This window comes from Pseudomonas fluorescens NCIMB 11764, assembly GCF_000293885.2.
GTDB lineage: Bacteria > Pseudomonadota > Gammaproteobacteria > Pseudomonadales > Pseudomonadaceae > Aquipseudomonas > Aquipseudomonas fluorescens_B.
Genome location: NZ_CP010945.1, coordinates 6,696,065 through 6,714,671, shown reverse-complemented (window position 1 = coordinate 6,714,671; position 18,607 = coordinate 6,696,065). Strand labels below are relative to the sequence as shown.

The window sequence follows — 18,607 nt, the reverse complement described above, 5'->3', positions numbered from 1 at the left end:
GATACCTGCCTGATTTTCCAGTCTTGCTATCGGAGTTGCCCATGAGCGCCGTCAATCGCGCAGCGGTGGAAACCGTCCTTCGCCAGTACACCGACCCTTACCTGAACCAGGACCCGGTCAGCGCCGGATGCGTGCGCAACATCGACATCCAGGGTGATCGCGTCAGCGTCCAGCTGGAGTTGGGGTACGCCGCCGGTCTGTTCAAAAGTGGCTGGGCACAGATGCTGCAGATGGCCATCGAAGGCCTCGACGGCGTCACCAGTGCCCGCGTTGATATCACCACTGTGATCGCCGCGCACAAGGCGCAGGCGCAGATTCCGGGCCTGGCCAACGTCAAGAATGTTGTCGCCGTGGCGTCCGGCAAAGGCGGCGTGGGCAAATCCACCACCGCCGCCAACCTCGCGCTGGCCCTGGCCCGCGAAGGCGCCAAGGTCGGGATCCTCGACGCGGACATTTACGGGCCGAGCCAGGGCATCATGTTCGGTATTCCCGAAGGCACCCGACCAAAGGTCAAGGATCAGAAGTGGTTCGTGCCAATCGAGTCCCATGGCGTCGAAGTGATGTCCATGGCGTTCCTGACCGACGACAACACGCCGATGGTCTGGCGCGGTCCGATGGTTTCCGGCGCGCTGTTGCAACTGGTCACGCAAACCGCGTGGGGCGACCTGGATTACCTGGTCATCGACATGCCGCCAGGCACCGGTGACATTCAGCTGACCCTGGCGCAGAAAGTCCCGGTGGCCGGCGCGGTCATTGTCACCACCCCGCAAGACCTGGCGTTGCTGGACGCGCGCAAAGGCGTGGAGATGTTCCGCAAGGTCAACATCCCGGTGCTGGGCGTGGTGGAAAACATGGCCGTGCACATCTGCTCGAACTGCGGGCATGCCGAGCATCTGTTCGGTGAGGGCGGTGGTGTGAAGCTGGCGAACCAATATGGCGTTGAACTGCTGGCTTCGTTGCCGCTGGCAATGGCCATTCGCGAACAGGCCGACGGCGGTAAGCCAACGGTGATCGCCGAGCCGGACAGCCCGATCGCGCTGGTCTACCAGGAACTCGCCCGCCATGTCGGCGCGCGGATTGTGTTGCAGGAAGCAGCGACCCCGGCGATGCCGAACATCACCATCAGCGACGATTGATGATCTGAAATACGATCCCCTGTGGGAGCGAGCCTTCTCGCGATAGCGTTAGATCAGTCAACTCAACTGTTGAATGGCACACCGTTATCGCGAGCAGGTCCGTCTCCCCCACAGTTGTTTTGCGTCGGGCTTTAGATCCGCAACCCGCCATCCATCTCCAGAATCCGGCCGGTGTAGTAGTCATTCTCGAAAATGTACGCCGCCGAGTGGGCGATTTCTTCCGGCTTGCCCATCCGCTTGAGCGGAATCCCGGACGTCATTTTCTCCAGCGCTTCAGGCTTCATGCCCAACGTCATCTCGGTTTCGATAAAGCCCGGCGCAATACCCGCCACACGAATGCCGTAGCGCGCCAGCTCTTTTGCCCAAGTCACGGTCGCTGCCGCGACACCGGCCTTGGCAGCGGAGTAGTTGGTCTGACCGACGTTGCCGGCACGGGAGATCGACGAGATATTGATGATCGTGCCGTTGTTGTTCAGCTCGACCATTTTCGCCGCGACTTCACGGGTGCACAGGAACACGCCGGTCAGGTTGACATCGATGACCGCCTGCCATTGAGCCAGGCTCATCTTGGTCATCTCGCCGTCCTTGACCTTCAGCAGCAGGCCGTCGCGCAGGATCCCTGCGTTGTTGATCAGACCATGGATCGCGCCGAAGTCTTCGGCCACCTGGGCGACCATGTGCGTCACTTGCTCTTCATTGGCGACGTTGCACAGGTAGGCGCGGGCCTCGACACCCTTGGCCTTGCACGCGGCAACGGCGTCATCGAGCTTTTCCGGGTTCAGGTCAACCAGCGCAAGCTTCGCGCCTTTGCCGGCGAAATACTCGGCCATGGAGCGGCCTAAACCCTGGCAACCGCCCGTGATAATGATTACTTTGTCAGTGAGTTGCATTCGCATGCCCCGGTAACAGGTTGAAGTGGTCTTCCTGCAAGAGAGCCTCTCGATCTGCACCGGACGTGCACATGAGAACTGCCCCGATGGCGGACTGTAACTTTCATCAGTCGCCTGTCCGTTTTTTCGACGGATTCTATATAAGGAGTCATAAATTGAGCGTTGAAGCGGCCAAGAATGCCCGAGAATTGCTTCTCAAGGAATACCGTGGAGTGCTCTCGACGCACTCCAAGGCGATGCCCGGCTTCCCGTTTGGCTCGGTGGTTCCGTACTGCCTGGACGGGCAGGGTCGGCCGCTGATCCTGATCAGCCGCATCGCCCAGCACACGCATAACCTGCAAAAAGACCCGAAATGTTCGCTGTTCGTGGGCGAGCGTGAAGCCGAAGACGTGCAAGCCGTCGGTCGCCTGACTTACCTCGCCGAAGCGCAAAAGCTTGAGGACGAGGCCGCCATCGATGCGGCGGCCGAGCGTTACTACCGCTATTTCCCGGATTCGCAGAGCTACCACAAGGCCCACGATTTCGATTTCTGGGTGCTCAACCCTGTGCGTCACCGCTACATCGGCGGTTTTGGTGCGATTCACTGGGTCGATCAGCTGACACTGGCCAATCCTTTCGCGGGCAAGGCGGAAGTGAGCATGGTCGAGCACATGAATGCCGACCACGCCAAAGCCATCGCCCACTATGTCGAGCTCGCCGGCCTGCCGGACACCGAGCCGGCGCAATTGGCCGGGATCGACTCGGAAGGCATGCACCTGCGCATCGGCCAGGGGCTCTACTGGCTACCGTTCCAAGCCCCATGTAATACGCCGACACAAGTACGCGAAGCCTTGGTTTTTCTGGCTCACGCCGAGCATTGGCCGAAAAATGAAGTGGCCGACGCTTGAATTCACGCAATGGCGACGTCATCTAGGGAACACTGGCAAGGCATTCTTGCGTTGAGGAACCATTTGATGCGCCCTTTTTTATTGCTCTTTGTACTGTTTCCGGTGTTGGAGCTGTTCGTATTCGTCAAGGTGAGCGGTGCAATCGGGTTTTTCCCGGCCCTGCTACTGGTCATTCTCGGCTCGATGCTCGGCGTGTTCGTGCTGCGTATCGCCGGCCTGGCAACCGCGCTGCGTGCGCGTGAAAGCCTGAACCGCGGCGAGCTGCCGGCCCAGACCATGCTCGAAGGCCTGATGCTGGCCCTGGCGGGTGGTTTGTTGATTCTGCCGGGCTTCGTCACCGACGTGCTGGGCCTGATCATGTTGCTGCCGATCTCTCGCCGGTTGCTGGCCAATAAAATGCGCCAGCGCGCCGAAGAGGCGGCGATCCGTCAGCGTGCGTTCGCCGATGACCTTCAGCCTCGGGGCGGTCCTGCCCCGCAGCAGCCGCTGGGCCGCGAGCCGAACGTGATCGAAGGCGAGTTCGAGCACCGGGATTCCAAGTAAACCGTTTCACCTGCACGGCACCTTCGGGTGCCGTGTTCGTTTTCGGGTCATGGATGTAAAAATTTTCGATCCGCGCCCTTGTAATAAGCTTATGCGCCCTTATGTAACGGTCACCGCAAGGTTTCTGGCGATCATGCCAGACAGACTTCCGCGGTTCGCTTGACGAACCGCACCCGGCACTGCCGGATTTGTTAAACCCGCCGGGAATACACCGGCCGATGAAAACCACAATTAGGAGAGATCGACAATGAAGCTTCGTCCTCTGCATGACCGCGTCGTCGTCCGTCGCAGCGAAGAAGAAAAGAAAACCGCTGGCGGTATCGTCCTGCCAGGTTCGGCTGCTGAAAAGCCAAACCAGGGCGAAGTCCTCGCTGTAGGCCCAGGCAAAGTTCTGGAAAACGGTGAAGTGCGTGCGCTGTCCGTGAAAGTGGGTGACAAGGTTGTGTTCGGCCCTTACTCCGGCAGCAACACTGTGAAAGTTGACGGCGAAGACCTGCTGGTCATCGGCGAGAGCGAAATCCTCGCTGTTGTCGAAGGCTGATTTCCCGCTCATTTTCCCGCTACTACAAAGTATTTAAGGAATATCGATCATGGCTGCTAAAGAAGTTAAATTCGGCGATTCCGCCCGTAAGAAAATGCTCGCCGGTGTCAACGTCCTGGCTGACGCAGTAAAAGCGACCCTGGGCCCTAAAGGCCGCAACGTGATCATCGAGAAGAGCTTCGGCGCTCCGACCATCACCAAGGACGGCGTGTCCGTCGCTAAAGAAATCGAACTGAAAGACCGTTTCGAAAACATGGGCGCGCAGCTGGTCAAAGACGTTGCCTCCCGTGCCAACGATGACGCAGGCGACGGCACCACCACCGCTACCGTTCTGGCTCAGTCGATCGTCAACGAAGGCCTGAAAGCCGTCGCTGCCGGCATGAACCCGATGGACCTGAAGCGCGGTATCGACAAAGCGACCATCGCGATCGTCAAAGAGCTCAAAGCCCTGTCCAAGCCTTGCGCTGACACCAAGGCCATCGCTCAGGTCGGCACCATCTCGGCCAACTCCGACAACTCCATCGGCGACATCATTGCCGAAGCCATGGAAAAAGTCGGTAAAGAAGGCGTGATCACCGTTGAAGAAGGCTCGGGCCTGGAAAACGAACTGTCGGTTGTTGAAGGCATGCAGTTCGACCGTGGCTACCTGTCCCCGTACTTCGTCAACAAGCCAGAGACCATGACTGCCGAGCTGGACGGTCCGCTGATCCTGCTGGTCGACAAAAAGATCTCGAACATCCGCGAAATGCTGCCAGTCCTGGAAGCCGTTGCCAAAGCCGGCCGTCCACTGCTGATCGTGGCTGAAGACGTTGAAGGCGAAGCCCTGGCGACTCTGGTTGTGAACAACATGCGTGGCATCGTCAAAGTCGCAGCCGTCAAGGCTCCAGGCTTCGGCGACCGTCGCAAGGCCATGCTGCAGGACATCGCTGTTCTGACTGGCGGTACCGTTATCTCCGAAGAGATCGGTCTGAGCCTGGAAAGCACTACCCTGGAACACCTGGGTAATGCCAAGCGCGTGATCCTGTCCAAAGAAAACACCACCGTGATCGACGGCGCCGGCGTTGAGGCTGACATCCAGGCTCGCGTTCTGCAGATCCGTCAGCAAGTGGCCGACACTTCGTCCGACTACGACCGTGAAAAACTGCAAGAGCGTCTGGCCAAACTGTCCGGCGGCGTTGCTGTGATCAAGGTTGGCGCTGGTTCCGAAGTTGAAATGAAAGAGAAGAAAGCCCGCGTTGAAGACGCCCTGCACGCTACCCGTGCAGCCGTTGAAGAAGGCGTGGTACCTGGCGGCGGCGTGGCACTGGTTCGCGCTCTGCAGGCAATCTCCGAGCTGAAAGGCGACAACGATGACCAGAACGTTGGCATCCAGTTGCTGCGCCGCGCTGTTGAAGCGCCACTGCGCCAGATCGTTGCCAACTCCGGCGACGAGCCAAGCGTAGTGGTCGACAAGGTCAAGCAGGGTTCGGGTAACTACGGTTACAACGCTGCCACCGGCGAATACGGCGACATGATCGAAATGGGTATCCTGGACCCGGCCAAAGTGACTCGTTCGGCTCTGCAAGCGGCTTCGTCGATTGCCAGCCTGATGATCACCACCGAAGCCATGATCGCCGAGATCAAGGAAGACGCACCAGCTGGCGGCGGTATGCCAGACATGGGCGGTATGGGCGGCATGGGCGGCATGATGTAAGCCAGCCTTACCCCGTACGAAAAAACCCCGCCTGCGAAAGCAGGCGGGGTTTTTTATTGCCTTTGATGTGGGGCCGTCCGGAGACCGAGTCGCGATGATGTCAGTTCAAACGCTAACCGCTTGTGACTTGGTAACCCGCTCAACGTTGGTAGCCGGGCGATACAGGGTGTAGTAGTACGATCCCAGACAAATGAGCCAGCAGAAAATCGCCGTCCACACGTTGTGCGAGAAAAAGTGCGCGCCCTGCATCATCCGGCTCACGGAAAACACCGTGCCCAACGTGAAGGCAAAAATAAAGGCTTTACGTGCCAGACGCGGACGCCGATCCCGCAGCACAAAGAACAAGGCAAACAGCGTGAACCCGGTCGCGGCATGCCCGCCGGGCCAGCAACGGCCGGGTTTGTCCGTCTGCGGGCGAGGGCTGAGGAGTTCGCTGTAGGTCTCATGACCGCCGAATTGTTCCAGACTCCACGGGCATTGAACCGCCGTCACCGCTTTCATCGGCGTGACAAAGGATGTCGCCAGTCCCAGGGACAGCACCATACAACCCAATTCCCGTTTGAACGGTTTGAGCCAGTCGATGAAAAAGGCACCGATGAAACCGAAAATCGCGAACACCGAGAAGGCGATGACCACTTGCTTGGCACGGTCATGCAGGATGTCTTCGAGGAAAAAACTGTGGCGCCCGATGAAGTCTCCAGCCGCCGGGTCATAGAACAGCCGGGCCAGGTCCATGTCCAGGGACGTCAGTTCGAGCAGCACCAGAATGATCGCCGCAACGACGGGAACACCCAGGCACACCCAGAAATTGAGCGGGCGAGAGGCGGGGCGGGCAAGGGTCGAAACCATGGCAGTTCCTTAGTCGGTAAGTTCTTGAGAGCGCAGCCGCGCGGAGTTTGAACCCGGTTGTGTCGCTGCTGTGTGAATCGATAGTGAAAAAGTCGTCAAGGGCTCGACAGGTTTGCCGGCAGGGTTTTCCACTGCACGCAGTCCTAGCCCTCAGCCACGCCAGGCCTTAAGCTGCGCGGGCCAAGACGGCCGTTACTGTGTACGGAGGAGGTGCCCATGCGCATTCTGTTGGTTGAAGATAACCGCGATATCCTGGCCAATCTGGCCGATTACCTGGGGCTCAAGGGCTACACCGTGGATTGCGCGCAGGATGGTTTGTCAGGCCTGCACCTGGCGGCCACCGAGCACTACGATTTGATCGTGCTCGACATCATGTTGCCCGGCATCGACGGCTACACCTTGTGCAAACGCCTGCGCGAAGACGCCCGTCGCGACACGCCGGTGATCATGCTCACGGCCCGCGATCAACTGGACGACCGCCTGCAAGGCTTCAAGTCCGGCGCCGACGATTACCTGATCAAACCCTTTGCCCTGTCTGAACTGGCTGCGCGGATCGAAGCCGTGATGCGTCGGGCACAGGGCGGCGGCCGTCGTACCTTGCAGGTCGGGGATTTGAGTTACGACCTCGATACCCTGGAAGTCACCCGCGAAGGGCGCTTGCTGAAGCTCAACCCGGTGGGCCTGAAGTTGCTGGCTGTGCTGATGCAGAAAAGCCCGCACGTCCTGCGCCGGGAAATTCTCGAAGAAGCCCTGTGGGGCGATGATTGCCCGGACAGTGACAGCCTGCGCAGCCACGTCCACCAATTGCGTCAGGTGATCGATAAACCGTTCGCCAAGCCTTTGCTGCAAACCGTGCACGGTGTGGGTTATCGCTTGGCCGAGGGCCGTGATGGAGTTTAGACAGAGCCTTGCTCAACGGATCATCATCGCCTTTGCGCTGATGAGCGCATTGGTGGCCGGGGCCTTCGCCATGGGGATTGTGGCGACCGTGCACCTGGTAGAAGAAAAACTGATTTCGGCAGGCCTCGGCGGGGATTTGCAACGCCTGCTGTTGATGGACAGTGTGTCGGACTGGAGCCATCGCCCCGAGCCGGACCAGCTGTTCTATTTCAGCGGCGGACCGGGCGATTTCGAGCTGCCCAAGGATTTGCGCCATCTTGATCCGGGTTTCCACGAAGTGTTTCGCGAGCAGCTGTCGTATCACGCGATGGTCGAAGTCGTCGATGGCCGGCGTTATGTGTTGCTGCAGGACCAGAGTGATTTCGAAGAACGGGAGCGGGTGTTGTTCGCCGTGGTGCTGGTGGGCTTCGTCCTGAGTCTGGCGTTGGCGGTATTCCTCGGCTGGATCCTGGCGCGCAAGGTGATGGCGCCTGTGGTGCGGCTGGCCCGTCAGGTGCGCCACCGCGACCAGTTGCTGGGGCTGGCGCCACCGCTGGCACCGGACTATGCCGCGGATGAAGTGGGCGAGCTGGCCGTGGCTTTCGACGCCACCCTCGGTCGCCTGCGCCAGGCATTGACCCGGGAGCGCTTGTTCACCAGTGACGTCAGCCACGAGTTGCGCACCCCGTTGATGGTGTTGGCCAGTTCCTGTGAGCTGTTGCTGGAAAACTCCGGCATCGACCAGCGCGGTCGGGCTCAGGTCGAACGAATCGCCCGTGCCTGCGAAGAGATGCGCGAGCTGGTGCAGACCTTTCTGATGCTGGCCCGCGCCCAACGTGAAGACGCCAGTATGGCGCCGCAACAGTCGCTGGCCCAGGTCGCCGACGGTCTGCTCAACCTGTGGCGCGAACCGATCGAGGCCAAAGGGCTGTCGCTGATGTTCGAACCGGGCAATCCGGACAGCACCTGCTACAACGCCACGCTTCTGCACGCGGTCATGGGCAACCTGTTGCGCAATGCGCTGCATTACACCGAACAGGGTTTCATTCGCTTGACCCTGACCACTACGGGTTTCCGGGTCGAAGACAGTGGCGTAGGCATTCCCGAGGAAAAACGCGAAGCGATGTTCGAGCCTTTCGTGCGGGGTAATGAAAAACGCGGCGAGGGCCTGGGACTGGGCCTGTCGCTGGTGCAGCGGATTTGCGAAAACCAGGGGTGGAGCGTCAGTCTGACCAACATGGAGCCTCACGGCTGTCGGTTTCAGGTGGAACTGGGTTAACCACCCTCGTACTGATCGAACGCCTGGTGTTGGGTGGCCCTAAGCCATCATTTTGCTCATGTAAAACCCTGAAATAATTCGGGGGTTAACATGACAATTTTTTCACAAAGGCATGACCGGACGCTGACACGGCGCTACCTAAGGTAATTGTCATCAGACGTTCAGGAGTCCTTGATGATGGCCGCCCCGATCAAACTCGATTTTTCCGATAAGTACGACGATCAGCACGCTCGGAAATACCTGCAAAAACATCAGGACGGCCTCGGCCGTCGACTGTCCCATTGGCGCGATGAACAACTGGCGCGCAAGGCACTGGCGTTGGTCGGCGAACCCGGACTTGTCCTCGATCTACCCTGTGGTGCCGGACGTTTCTGGCCATTGCTGGCGGAAAAAACCAACCGGGTGATCATCGGTGCGGACAACTCCGAATCCATGCTCAAGATCGCTTTGCAGGCGCAACCCGCGCAAGTCGTGAAAAGGGTACAACCCTTGCACACTTCTGCATTCGACATCGCCTTGCCTGATAACGCCGTCGACAGCATTTTTTGCATGCGTTTGCTGCACCACATCGGTGAAGCCGAGCATCGACTGGCCATTCTGCGTGAATTCGAGCGCGTCAGCCGTGACAGCGTGATCCTTTCGTTATGGGTCGACGGCAATTTCAAAGCCTGGAAACGCAAGCGCTCCGAGAAAAAGCGTGAACAGGAAGGTTACCAAAATCGGTTTGTGTTACCGGCTGCTACGGTCGAAAAGGAATTCGAGCAGGCGGGGTTCTGTATTCAGGAACAACTGGACTTTATACCGCTCTATGCCATGTGGCGGGTTTATGTATTACGCAAGAGGTAACTGATGGCAGTGCAATATGCAGCAGATGCGGACATCGATTCCCGGGACTTTGACTATTACTGGAACCAGCAGGGCGAATGGGTTGAAGAGCCTAACGTTCGTCGCGGTGGTGAAAGTGGTGTGCAACGCATCAGGAGCATTGATGGACAGTTGTTCTACGCCAAGCGTCAGAACGGGCATGTCTATCTCAGCTGGCAGTACCCGTTGGGTCGGCCGACGGTGCTGCGTGAGCGGGACGCGCTCATCGGGTTGAGTCGGATCGGCGTGCGTGTTCCGGAGATAATTTTCTGTGGTGCGCAACGCGATCCTGTCCACAAGTGGCGCGCGTTGTTGGTGACCAAGGCTCTGGACGGTTTTGAGGAAATCGAGCACTGGTACGCAGGCGGTGGCCGCGAACGTCATGGCGAGGCGGTGCATGATCGCGTGCTGAAGGAACTGGCCGATAACCTGGTGCGCATGCACAAGGGGCGGTGGCAGCACAGTTGCCTCTACATCAAGCACGTCTTTGTCCGGGTTACCGGTGAGGGCGAGGCGACGAAAGTCGAAGTTGCGTTGATCGATCTGGAGAAATGCCGTCAGCGTTTGACCGCCCGTCGCGCCGCGTCCCATGACCTGAAGCAACTGCGTCGCCACTCGTCGTTCAGCACGACAGACTGGAAGAAACTCGTCTACCTTTATGAGACAGCGTTTGGCAGCGCTATCAAGGGTTTATAGCAATGAAACTCGAAATTGCACGAGGTTTGTTTTTAATAGGAGCCTTGGCAGTTGCTTCACTGGCGGTGGCGGCTTGGGAGCAGCCCCGCACGCAAGTCCTCAGTTCAGTGAACGGGGACACGCGTTGTCCGATGCCACGGGTTGCGAAGGCAACCGTTGCAACCCAACCCGATCATGATTTATTGCTGTTCATGTTCGGACTTTCTCAAGGACTGAGGCCGCAGAGTTGACCAGATTGAAGCCCAAATAAAAGGCCTCGCATATGCGAGGCCTTTTGTTTATGCCCGATGACTCGAGACCTGCGTCGACCCTTGCAGGAGCCGGCTTTCCGGCTCCTGCAAGGGTCAAGCGTTTACAGGTTTATCGGGTTTAGCCAACAACGTGTACACACACGGCAATACGAACAACGTAAACAGCGTCCCGATCGACATCCCCGTAGCGATCACCGTGCCGATGTCGAACCGGCTGACAGCGCCCGCGCCGGAGGCAATGATCAACGGCACCATGCCGAACACCATCGCCGCGGTGGTCATCAACACCGGGCGCAGGCGTATGGCCGCTGCCTCCTCGACCGCCTCGCGCGGCGTCAGGCCCTTTTCCTTGCGCAGCTGGTTGGCGAATTCGACGATCAGGATCCCGTGCTTGCTGATCAGCCCGATCAGCGTCACCAGCCCGACCTGGGTGTAGATGTTCATGCTCGACCAGCCGAGGAACAGCGGGATCAACGCACCACAGATCGACAGCGGCACCGTCACCAGAATCACCAACGGGTCGCGGAAACTTTCGAACTGAGCCGCCAGCACCAGGAAAATGATCGCCAGCGCCAGGGCAAACGTCACCCACAGCGCGCTACCTTCCTGAACGTACTGCCGCGATGCCCCGGCATAGTCGACGGCAAAACCCGCCGGCGCCTCTTCCCGGGCAATCTGCCGCACCGCGTCGAGGGCTTCACCCATGCTCACCAGCGGAACCCCGGAGAGAATGGCCGAGTTGAGCTGCTGGAACTGATTCAATTGCCGTGGGCGGGCCCGGTCGGAAACGGTGATCAGGGTCGACAGGGCCAGCAGCTCACCCTTGGTGTTTTTCACGTAATAGTTGTTCAGCCAGCCGGGGTTGTCCCGGAATGGCCGTTCAACCTGCGCGATCACTTTGTAACTGCGGCCTTCAATGGTGAAACGGTTGATTTCCGCTTCACCCAGCAACGTCGCCAATGTCCCGCCCAGATCCTGCATCGACACACCCATCTGCGCGGCCTTGGCGCGATCGATATCGACCACGACTTCGGGTTTGTCGAACGCCAGGTCGACGTCGACGAAGGCGAACTTGCCGGACGCCATCGCGCGTTTCTTCACCCGGTCCATCACTTGCAACAGCGACTCGTAATCGTTGGCGGTATTGACGACGAACTGAAACGGTAGCCCCTCGCCGGTGCCCGGCAGGGAGGGCAGGTTGAAGCCGAAAACCTGCAATCCCGGAATGCTCTCCAGTTTGCTCTGCACCTCGGGCAGGATTTCCATTTGCGTGCGATCGCGCTCGTTCCACGGTTTGAGCAGGAAACCGCCAATCCCCGATTGCACGCCGTTGAAGCCGTTGATCTGGAACGAGGAGTAGTACTCGGGAAACGCCTTGAAGATGCTGATGAATTCGTCGGTGTAGGTGTTCAGGTAATCAAGGTTGGTTGGCTGCGGGGCGCTGGCCAGCATGAAGATGATGCCCTGATCCTCGTCCGGTGCCAGTTCCGACTTGGTGAAGGTGAGCAGCACCGGAATCAGGCACAGTACGATCACCGCGAACACCAGCACCACCGGCCGCGTGTTGAGCGTTCCGTGCAACAGACGCTGGTAGCGGCGCTTGAGGCCTTCGAAAATCAGGTCCAGCCGGTGAGCCAGGCCGCTGGGGTTTTCGTCGTGGCGCAGCAGGAAGGCGCACATCATCGGCGACAGCGTCAGGGCGACGATGCCGGAGATCACCACCGCCCCGGCCAGGGTCAGGGCGAACTCCTTGAACAGCGCTCCGGTGAGGCCGGTCAGGAAACCGATGGGCGCGTAGACCGCCGCCAGGGTGATGGTCATCGAGACCACCGGCATGGCGATTTCCCGTGCACCCTCGATAGCCGCGTCCAGCGGGGGCTTGCCTTCCTCGATGTGCCGGTGAATGTTTTCCACCACCACGATGGCGTCGTCCACCACCAGGCCGATGGCCAACACCATCGCCAGCAGGGTCAGCAGGTTGATCGAGTAGCCCATCATCTGCATGAAGAACATCACGCCGATCATCGACAGCGGAATCGTCACCACCGGGATCACGACCGAGCGCAGCGCCCCGAGGAACAGGAACACGACCACGATCACGATCAGCACCGCTTCGAACAGGGTTTTCACCACTTCGTCGATCGAAGCCTGGATGAACAGTGTGGCGTCGTAGGCGATTTCACCCTTGAGGTTCGGCGGCAGCTGGGCCTCAAGGTCCGGCATGATCTTGCGCACTTCCTTGATCACGTCCAGCGGGTTCGCGCCGGGGGTGGCCTTGATGCCGATGTAGACCGAGGGCGTGCCACCAAAGGAGCTGATGGTGTCGTAGTTCTCCGCGCCCATTTCCACCCGCGCGACATCACTGAGCAGCACGCGGCTGTCACCATCGACCTTGAGTGGAATCGCAGCGAAGGCTTGCGCGGATTTGAGCTCGGTGTTGGCGTTGATGCTGGTGACCACGTACTCGCCTTTCACTTCACCGGCAGCGGAAAGGAAGTTGTACTTGCGCACGGCATCGGTCACATCGCTGGCGCTCAGGCCGAAGCCAGCCAGTTTCACCGGGTCCAGCCACAGGCGCATGGCGAACACCTGGTTGCCGAGAATCTCGGCCTCGGCCATGCCCGGCAAGGTGGCAAGTTTGGGCTGGATGACCCGCGACAGGTAGTCGGTGATCTGCGGGTTGCTCAGTTCCTTGCTGAAGAAGCTGATGTACATCAGCGCCGAGGCGTCGGCGGCCTCCTTGCTCAGTACCGGGTCTTCGGCGTCCTGAGGCAACTTGTTTTTCACTTCGTTGGCCTTGGCCAGCAACTCGGTGAACAATCGGTCGCTGTTGGAACCGACGCGCGCGTAGATCGAGATCACCGAGAAGTTCTGGCGACTGACCGAGGTCATGTAGTCGATGCCTTCGGCACTCGCCAGGCTTTGCTGCATCGGTTGCGTGATGTAGCCCTGGATGGTTTCGGCGTTGGCGCCGGGATACGCGGTGGTCACCGTGATCAGGGCGTTTTCCATTTGCGGATACTGGCGCAGCGGTAGCTTGCTCCAGGCCTGGAAACCCAGCAGCACAATCAGCAGGCTGACCACGGAGGCGAGCACCGGGCGGCGGATGAACGGGTCGGTAAAAGCCATGGGGATTCCTTGATCAGTCCGCGCGCGGCGGGCTGTTCTGCTCGGCTAAAGTCTTGTCGTCGCTGATGGCAATGTGTGCGCCGTTGTCCAGTTTGATCTGGCCGGCGGTGACCACTTTTTCACCGTTGCGTACACCTTTGGTAATCACCACCACACCGTCGCGGCGTTCACCGGTTTCGATGAAACGGCGTTCGGCGATCAGGATGGGTTCACCCTTGGCGTCTTTTTCAACCTGGCCGTCTTCGGTTTTTTTCTGTGCGACGACGTACAGCGAATTGCCGTACAGCGTGTACGTGATCGCGCTTTCCGGCACGACGACGCGTAACTGCGGGTCGGGCAATATCACCTGCAGGTTGGCGAACATGCCCGGCAACAGTTTGCCGTCGGGGTTGGCCAGGGTCGCGCGGACCTGCATGTTGCGCGTGCTGTTCTCGAGTTTCGGATTGATCGCGCTGATGGTGCCGGGGAAGGTCTGCGTCGGGTAGGCCGCGACAATGATTTCGACCGGCTGACCGATGGCGATCTTCGGCACCGACTGCTCGGGCACGAAAAAGTCGACGTAGAGACTGCTGAGGTCTTGCAGAGTGGCAATCATGGTGCCGCTGGCAAGATAGTCGCCAACGTCCACCTGGCGAATGCCGATAGTGCCGCTGAAGGGCGCAACGATGCTTTTTTTGCCGAGCGCAGCCTTGAGTTGATTGACGGTGGCTTTGCTTTTTTTCAGCACCGCCGAAAGTCGGTCGAATTCGCCTTTGGAAATGGCCTGGCTGCCCACCAGTTGGCTACCGCGACCGTAATCGAGCTGGGCCAGCCCGAGGTCGGCCTGGGCGGTTTCCAGAAAGGCAGTTTCCACGGCGCTGTCGAGACGCATGAGGGGTTGGCCGGCCTTGACCTTCTGCCCTGACTCGAACTGCAAATCGATGACGGTGCCGTCGGTTTCCAGGCTCAGGTCTACGCCTTGCAGCGCCGTGAGCGTGCCGACGGTAGGCAGGCGGGCTTGCCAGGGCCGTTCGATGGCCGTGGCCACGGCAACGCTTATAGGCGGTTTCGGCGCGGAGAAGCCTTGAATCATCGTGTAGATGGAGAAGGCTTTATAACCGGCCAGGACCAGCACGACCAGCAGAACAACACCCAACATGATCAGCATGCGGCGACGCAGCATATTTCCAGTTCCTTGGAGAAATCATGAGACAGACGGGAACATTACTCCGAGAGCGGCAGTGAATCCAACTGCCACTTTTCACAGGCGAGCATGCACTGCGGGGGAACAAAAAAACTGTGGTGAGGGAGCAAGCTCCCTCACCACAGGGTAGATCCACCGAAAGGGAGGTGGCGTCAGATCAAATGAAGGTGGTTGTCCCAAAGCCCCGCAGGCAGCTCCAACGGTTTAGCAACCAGATCGGTCTGGCGGCAATCGTAGTAACGGCAACGCCCTTGACCCGACGTCACGACAAAACCGTCAGCCACTGCACCGACCCCGGCGCAATCGGGAAGTGGCGCATCGAGGCGCACTTCACCGCTGTCCAGGTCCCAGATGAAAAAGCGATTGCCCCGTGGCGCGGTCAACGCGACCAGCCGCAAGTCACTGTGTACCGCGACGCTGGCGGTGTAATGCCCCATCGCCTGCAACTGGTGCTCGGGCACCGGGAACGCCACGAACGGTTGACCGGGCCGCTTGATGGCCAACAGTTCCGAAGATTCGTGGGACGGGCCCATGAATTGCTGACCGGCGACGATGGTGCCGTCACTGGCGATCCCCAGGTGCCGCACGCTGTTCATCTGCTGGGCGAGGGTTTCCTTGCTCAGTAAAGTACCGTCGCGTTGCATCAGCACCAGGCTCGGCTCCATGGCGTTCAGGTTCATCTCGACCCGGCTTTCCGCCTCGGTGCGAATCCCGCCGTTGGCCACCACCAGGGTTTCGCCATCGGGCATCCACGACACCTGATGCGGGCCGATGCCGTGGGTGGACATTTCGCCACTGTGCACGAGGCGCTCGCCTTCGAACTTATACACACCGAGCAAGCCGCGACCCGGGTCGGACGTGTCGTTCTCGGTGGCGTACAGCCAGTCGCCGCTGTGGTGAATCACCGCGTGACCATAGAAATGGCGGTTCGGCTGCGAGGCTACGGTTTGCAACAGCGTGCCGTCGCGCAGGTCGATCAGGTAGCTCTCGGTGCCTGGGCGACGGGCGACAAACAGCGCAATCGGCAGGGCCGGATGATTGATGATGTCGTGGCAACGCTGACCGACCTGGGTAGCGAATACCCGTGTACCGTCCAACCGATATCCGACGGCGTAATGCTTGCCATCCGTATCGTCCCGCGCCGAGAGCAATAGCGGGCTCTTGTCCTTTTGCTTGAACAGCGTCCAGCCGCCCAGTGTCACTGCTCCCAGCAGCAAACTACCTAACGTCAGAGCCTGTCGTCGCAGCATGGCACTCGCCCTCATCAGTCACCGTCGTTGGCGTTGAAGCCCAGTTGGATGCCCAGCGCCTTGGCCAGCTCGCCTTCGTGCAGGCGATGGACCACGTTGAGGCTGTCGTAGAGGTCGTTGAGCTGTTGGCGACCGGCGTCGTCGTTGAGCATCTCGGTCAGTGAGCGCTGGTTGCTGGCGAACAGTTTCAGCGAGGAGGCATAAGCGGTGTCGATCTTGTCGGCCAACGGCTTCTGCTCGCTCGGCAACAAGCCGCGCAGGCCTTTGTTGTCGACACCTTCCCAGACGGTTTTGGCGGCGGCGAGGCTGGCTTCGAGGCCGGTCAGGGAAGACTGGCTGCGCCATGCATCGGCCTGGAACGGTTGCGGCACGCCCTTGCTCTGACGGCCCATCGGCGTGCCGAGTTTTTTCTTCAGGCTGTCCAGGGCGGTGACCTGCACGCGCAGCAGATCGGCGATTGCCTCGTGGGAATCGGCGTAGCGCTGGTTCGGAAACTTGCTCATCTGCGCGAGCATGCCGTCGGTGTTGTTCCAGCTTTTCAGAATGTCTTCGGCCATCAGTTTCTGGCGCTCGCCAATCGCTTTCAGCAGCGGGCAGTACTTGGCTTTCTGCGCGTCGTTGGCCACGTCAGGCTTGTTGTCGAACAGGATGTATTCGTAGGCCGAGAGGCCCTGAACCACGACGCTGGATTTGGCCAGCGCCGCGGCATCGATCTGCGGCTGGGCGTCGACCAGTTGCTCGACTTGACGGCCGACAAGGTTTTTCTTGTCCGGCCAGAACTGCACCTGCCAGGCGCGATTGCCTTCAGCCAACGGACCGATCAGCAGCGGTTGCAGCTCGGCCCAGGCTTTCTGCGCGTGCAGGAAGTCGGCGCGGGCGGTGTCGAGATTTTCCTTGCCTTCGCAGTAGGCCAGCGCGCTGACAGCCAGTTGGCGGTCGGCTTCAACCCAGCGGGTGTAGGTCGGCAGGATCACCGACTTGGCAATGGCCGCGGACGTGACAGCTTGCGGATCCTGCGGTGAGCAGGCGCCAAGGGCTAGTGCGGCAAGGCTGGTGAATAACAACTTGGGACGGAACATGTCGGGCTCCCGATTCTTTATAAGTGTTTAAAGAGAATTCAAAAATGCCAGCAACGCGGCGCGCTGTTCGGCGTTGAAAGACAAAACCTGTTGCTGCGCGGCCTGCGCCTCGCCGCCATGCCAGAGCACGGCTTCGAGCAGATTGCGAGCGCGGCCGTCATGCAGGAATTGGGTATGGCCACTGACCGCCTGCGTCAGGCCGATGCCCCACAACGGCGGGGTGCGCCAGTCGCGGCCACTGGCCTGGAATTCGCTGCGGTTGTCAGCCAGTCCGTCGCCCATGTCGTGCAGCAGCAGATCGCTGTAGGGGCGAATCACTTGATTGGCCAGTTCAGGTTCTGCCGCGTTGGCGGCAGTGGTGTATTTCGGTGTGTGACAGGACTGGCAGCCGGCCTGGAAAAACAGGCTCTTGCCGGCCAACACTTCAGGCGTGCCGACGTCGCGTCGGGCCGGTACGGCCAGGTTACGGCTGTAGAACAGCACCAGACGCAGGATGTTGTCGCTGACTTCCGGTTCGCCCTCCGGGCCATTGCCGCTGGGCGCTTGTTTGCACGCGGTTTGTGCATCGGTGCAGTCGTCCATCGGCCGCAGGGTTGTGGTGAGGCCCATGTCTCCCGAAAACGCGTGAACGTTTTGTTGATTGAGGTTCGGCTGCCCGGCCTTCCAGCCAAATCGTCCGAGGACGGTTTTCTGTTGGGCGTCATCCCAGACCTGGTTCGGGCGTCCGGCGATACCGTTTTTTTCTTTTGCCTGAGCCTCGGCATTGGCCAGGATCGCCTCATCGGGGATGGCTTCAAGCAAGCCGAGGCCAATCATGGGTGGCGCGACCCTGGCCGAGAAACGGGTGTCAGGGTGCATCGGACCGTACCCCAGTTGGGTGATGTTCAGGCTGGGTTTGCGCAATTCGATCTCGGTGCCGTCCTTGAAGCGGACCGGCACCGGCGTGTAGTCGACCCGCACCTTGCCTTCCGGAAGTACACCGGGGATGGCCATGTCCTGGAGTTGCCCGCCGTAGACCGGCTCGGGAACCACGCCGAGCTGTTCGATGATTTTGGCGTAGGCCGGCGCATCGGGGATCGACAGGCGCACCAGCATCGACACGGCGCTCTGCGCATCAGGCGCGGGCGGATGACCGCGGCCGTCCTTGATGTGGCAGTTCTGGCAGGCGTTGGTGTTGAACAACGGCCCGAGGCCATCCCGGGCGGTGGTGGTCGACGGGGCGATCACCCACGGGTTGCGGAAGAAGCTGTTGCCGACGCTGAAGTCCACACGCCGGGAGGGCGGCAGATTGGCGGAGGGCAGGGAGAAGGCGTTCTGATCGGTCTTGCGCACGGTCGCGGCGCCACCGGACCGGGCTTCACCGGGTTCGGCTTTGGTAAAACGCGGGGCGTCATCGCAGGCACTCAAGCCCAGGGCCAGAAACAGTGCGGACAAGCGAAGAGGCAGCGAGGGCATCAG

General features: G+C 60.1%; 17 protein-coding genes. 10 read left to right on the top strand and 7 right to left on the bottom strand.

All coding sequences use genetic code 11. The features are described from left to right. Positions 1-41 precede the first annotated feature (41 nt). Positions 42-1,136, top strand: coding sequence for an iron-sulfur cluster carrier protein ApbC (apbC, locus tag B723_RS30485; RefSeq protein ID WP_017340557.1), 1,095 nt, complete (start codon positions 42-44; stop codon positions 1,134-1,136). A 131-nt stretch (positions 1,137-1,267) separates the two neighbouring features. On the opposite strand, the gene B723_RS30480 is transcribed toward apbC, so the two are convergent. Further along, entirely contained in the window at positions 1,268-2,026 is a 759-nt protein-coding gene (locus B723_RS30480; RefSeq protein WP_017340556.1) for an SDR family oxidoreductase, read from the bottom strand. Between the two features lie 155 nt (positions 2,027-2,181). On the opposite strand from B723_RS30480, the gene B723_RS30475 reads away from it, so the two are divergent. From B723_RS30475 to groL, 4 genes are all read left to right on the top strand, one after another. Beyond that, a complete protein-coding gene (locus B723_RS30475; protein ID WP_017340555.1) occupies positions 2,182-2,913 on the top strand; it encodes a HugZ family protein in 732 nt (243 codons plus the stop codon). Positions 2,914-2,979: 66 nt separating this feature from the next. Next, a complete protein-coding gene (locus B723_RS30470) occupies positions 2,980-3,456 on the top strand; it encodes an FxsA family protein (RefSeq protein WP_017340554.1) in 477 nt (158 codons plus the stop codon). A gap of 247 nt (positions 3,457-3,703) precedes the next feature. After that, on the top strand, positions 3,704-3,997 hold the full coding sequence (locus tag B723_RS30465; RefSeq protein WP_017340553.1) for a co-chaperone GroES: 294 nt from the start codon (positions 3,704-3,706) through the stop codon (positions 3,995-3,997). Positions 3,998-4,046: 49 nt separating this feature from the next. After that, positions 4,047-5,690: a chaperonin GroEL gene (gene groL, locus B723_RS30460; protein ID WP_008032122.1), complete on the top strand. Its 1,644-nt coding sequence runs from the start codon at positions 4,047-4,049 to the stop codon at positions 5,688-5,690. A gap of 105 nt (positions 5,691-5,795) precedes the next feature. On the opposite strand, the gene B723_RS30455 is transcribed toward groL, so the two are convergent. Continuing rightward, complete coding sequence (locus B723_RS30455; RefSeq protein ID WP_017340552.1) at positions 5,796-6,539, bottom strand: phosphatase PAP2 family protein; 744 nt, start codon at positions 6,537-6,539, stop codon at positions 5,796-5,798. Positions 6,540-6,755: 216 nt separating this feature from the next. Here B723_RS30455 and colR point away from each other — a divergent pair, with 216 nt between their 5' ends. The 5 genes from colR to B723_RS32680 all read left to right on the top strand — a co-directional run bounded on the left by colR (position 6,756) and on the right by B723_RS32680 (position 10,487). Then, positions 6,756-7,439, top strand: a complete 684-nt coding sequence (gene colR / locus B723_RS30450; RefSeq protein WP_008032118.1) for a two-component system response regulator ColR — start codon at positions 6,756-6,758, stop codon at positions 7,437-7,439. Continuing rightward, positions 7,429-8,697 (top strand): sensor histidine kinase, encoded by a 1,269-nt coding sequence (locus B723_RS30445; protein WP_017340551.1) that lies wholly within the window; start codon positions 7,429-7,431, stop codon positions 8,695-8,697. The genes colR and B723_RS30445 overlap by 11 nt, the downstream gene beginning before the upstream one ends. A 177-nt stretch (positions 8,698-8,874) precedes the next feature. Beyond that, positions 8,875-9,543 carry a class I SAM-dependent methyltransferase gene (locus B723_RS30440; protein WP_031319094.1) on the top strand — a complete coding sequence of 223 codons (669 nt, stop codon included), beginning with the start codon at positions 8,875-8,877 and terminating at the stop codon, positions 9,541-9,543. A 3-nt stretch (positions 9,544-9,546) separates the two neighbouring features. Next, positions 9,547-10,257 (top strand): lipopolysaccharide kinase InaA family protein, encoded by a 711-nt coding sequence (locus tag B723_RS30435; RefSeq protein WP_017340549.1) that lies wholly within the window; start codon positions 9,547-9,549, stop codon positions 10,255-10,257. A gap of 2 nt (positions 10,258-10,259) precedes the next feature. Continuing rightward, positions 10,260-10,487 (top strand): hypothetical protein, encoded by a 228-nt coding sequence (locus tag B723_RS32680; protein ID WP_017340548.1) that lies wholly within the window; start codon positions 10,260-10,262, stop codon positions 10,485-10,487. Between the two features lie 114 nt (positions 10,488-10,601). On the opposite strand, the gene B723_RS30430 is transcribed toward B723_RS32680, so the two are convergent. From B723_RS30430 to B723_RS30410, 5 genes are all read right to left on the bottom strand, one after another. Further along, positions 10,602-13,637 (bottom strand): multidrug efflux RND transporter permease subunit, encoded by a 3,036-nt coding sequence (locus B723_RS30430; RefSeq protein WP_017340547.1) that lies wholly within the window; start codon positions 13,635-13,637, stop codon positions 10,602-10,604. Positions 13,638-13,650: 13 nt separating this feature from the next. After that, the gene (locus tag B723_RS30425; protein WP_017340546.1) at positions 13,651-14,799 is read right to left on the bottom strand and encodes an efflux RND transporter periplasmic adaptor subunit; all 1,149 of its coding nucleotides are present in this window, start codon (positions 14,797-14,799) and stop codon (positions 13,651-13,653) included. Positions 14,800-14,972: 173 nt separating this feature from the next. Next, on the bottom strand, positions 14,973-16,070 hold the full coding sequence (locus B723_RS30420; RefSeq protein ID WP_017340545.1) for a DUF1513 domain-containing protein: 1,098 nt from the start codon (positions 16,068-16,070) through the stop codon (positions 14,973-14,975). A gap of 14 nt (positions 16,071-16,084) precedes the next feature. Next, positions 16,085-17,149, bottom strand: a complete 1,065-nt coding sequence (locus B723_RS30415; protein ID WP_017340544.1) for an imelysin family protein — start codon at positions 17,147-17,149, stop codon at positions 16,085-16,087. A 27-nt stretch (positions 17,150-17,176) separates the two neighbouring features. After that, positions 17,177-18,604 (bottom strand): di-heme oxidoredictase family protein, encoded by a 1,428-nt coding sequence (locus B723_RS30410; protein ID WP_017340543.1) that lies wholly within the window; start codon positions 18,602-18,604, stop codon positions 17,177-17,179. Between the last annotated feature and the right edge of the window lie 3 nt (positions 18,605-18,607).

What these genes read in the sequence shown, in the direction of transcription:
- apbC (WP_017340557.1), top strand. Translation starts at nt 42, where the DNA reads ATGAGCGCCGTCAATCGCGCAGCGGTGGAAACCGTCCTTCGCCAGTAC.
- B723_RS30480 (WP_017340556.1), bottom strand. Translation starts at nt 2,026, where the DNA reads ATGCAACTCACTGACAAAGTAATCATTATCACGGGCGGTTGCCAGGGT.
- B723_RS30470 (WP_017340554.1), top strand. Translation starts at nt 2,980, where the DNA reads ATGCGCCCTTTTTTATTGCTCTTTGTACTGTTTCCGGTGTTGGAGCTG.
- B723_RS30465 (WP_017340553.1), top strand. Translation starts at nt 3,704, where the DNA reads ATGAAGCTTCGTCCTCTGCATGACCGCGTCGTCGTCCGTCGCAGCGAA.
- groL (WP_008032122.1), top strand. Translation starts at nt 4,047, where the DNA reads ATGGCTGCTAAAGAAGTTAAATTCGGCGATTCCGCCCGTAAGAAAATG.
- B723_RS30455 (WP_017340552.1), bottom strand. Translation starts at nt 6,539, where the DNA reads ATGGTTTCGACCCTTGCCCGCCCCGCCTCTCGCCCGCTCAATTTCTGG.
- colR (WP_008032118.1), top strand. Translation starts at nt 6,756, where the DNA reads ATGCGCATTCTGTTGGTTGAAGATAACCGCGATATCCTGGCCAATCTG.
- B723_RS30445 (WP_017340551.1), top strand. Translation starts at nt 7,429, where the DNA reads ATGGAGTTTAGACAGAGCCTTGCTCAACGGATCATCATCGCCTTTGCG.
- B723_RS30440 (WP_031319094.1), top strand. Translation starts at nt 8,875, where the DNA reads ATGGCCGCCCCGATCAAACTCGATTTTTCCGATAAGTACGACGATCAG.
- B723_RS30435 (WP_017340549.1), top strand. Translation starts at nt 9,547, where the DNA reads ATGGCAGTGCAATATGCAGCAGATGCGGACATCGATTCCCGGGACTTT.
- B723_RS32680 (WP_017340548.1), top strand. Translation starts at nt 10,260, where the DNA reads ATGAAACTCGAAATTGCACGAGGTTTGTTTTTAATAGGAGCCTTGGCA.
- B723_RS30430 (WP_017340547.1), bottom strand. Translation starts at nt 13,637, where the DNA reads ATGGCTTTTACCGACCCGTTCATCCGCCGCCCGGTGCTCGCCTCCGTG.
- B723_RS30425 (WP_017340546.1), bottom strand. Translation starts at nt 14,799, where the DNA reads ATGCTGCGTCGCCGCATGCTGATCATGTTGGGTGTTGTTCTGCTGGTC.
- B723_RS30420 (WP_017340545.1), bottom strand. Translation starts at nt 16,070, where the DNA reads ATGCTGCGACGACAGGCTCTGACGTTAGGTAGTTTGCTGCTGGGAGCA.
- B723_RS30415 (WP_017340544.1), bottom strand. Translation starts at nt 17,149, where the DNA reads ATGTTCCGTCCCAAGTTGTTATTCACCAGCCTTGCCGCACTAGCCCTT.
- B723_RS30410 (WP_017340543.1), bottom strand. Translation starts at nt 18,604, where the DNA reads ATGCCCTCGCTGCCTCTTCGCTTGTCCGCACTGTTTCTGGCCCTGGGC.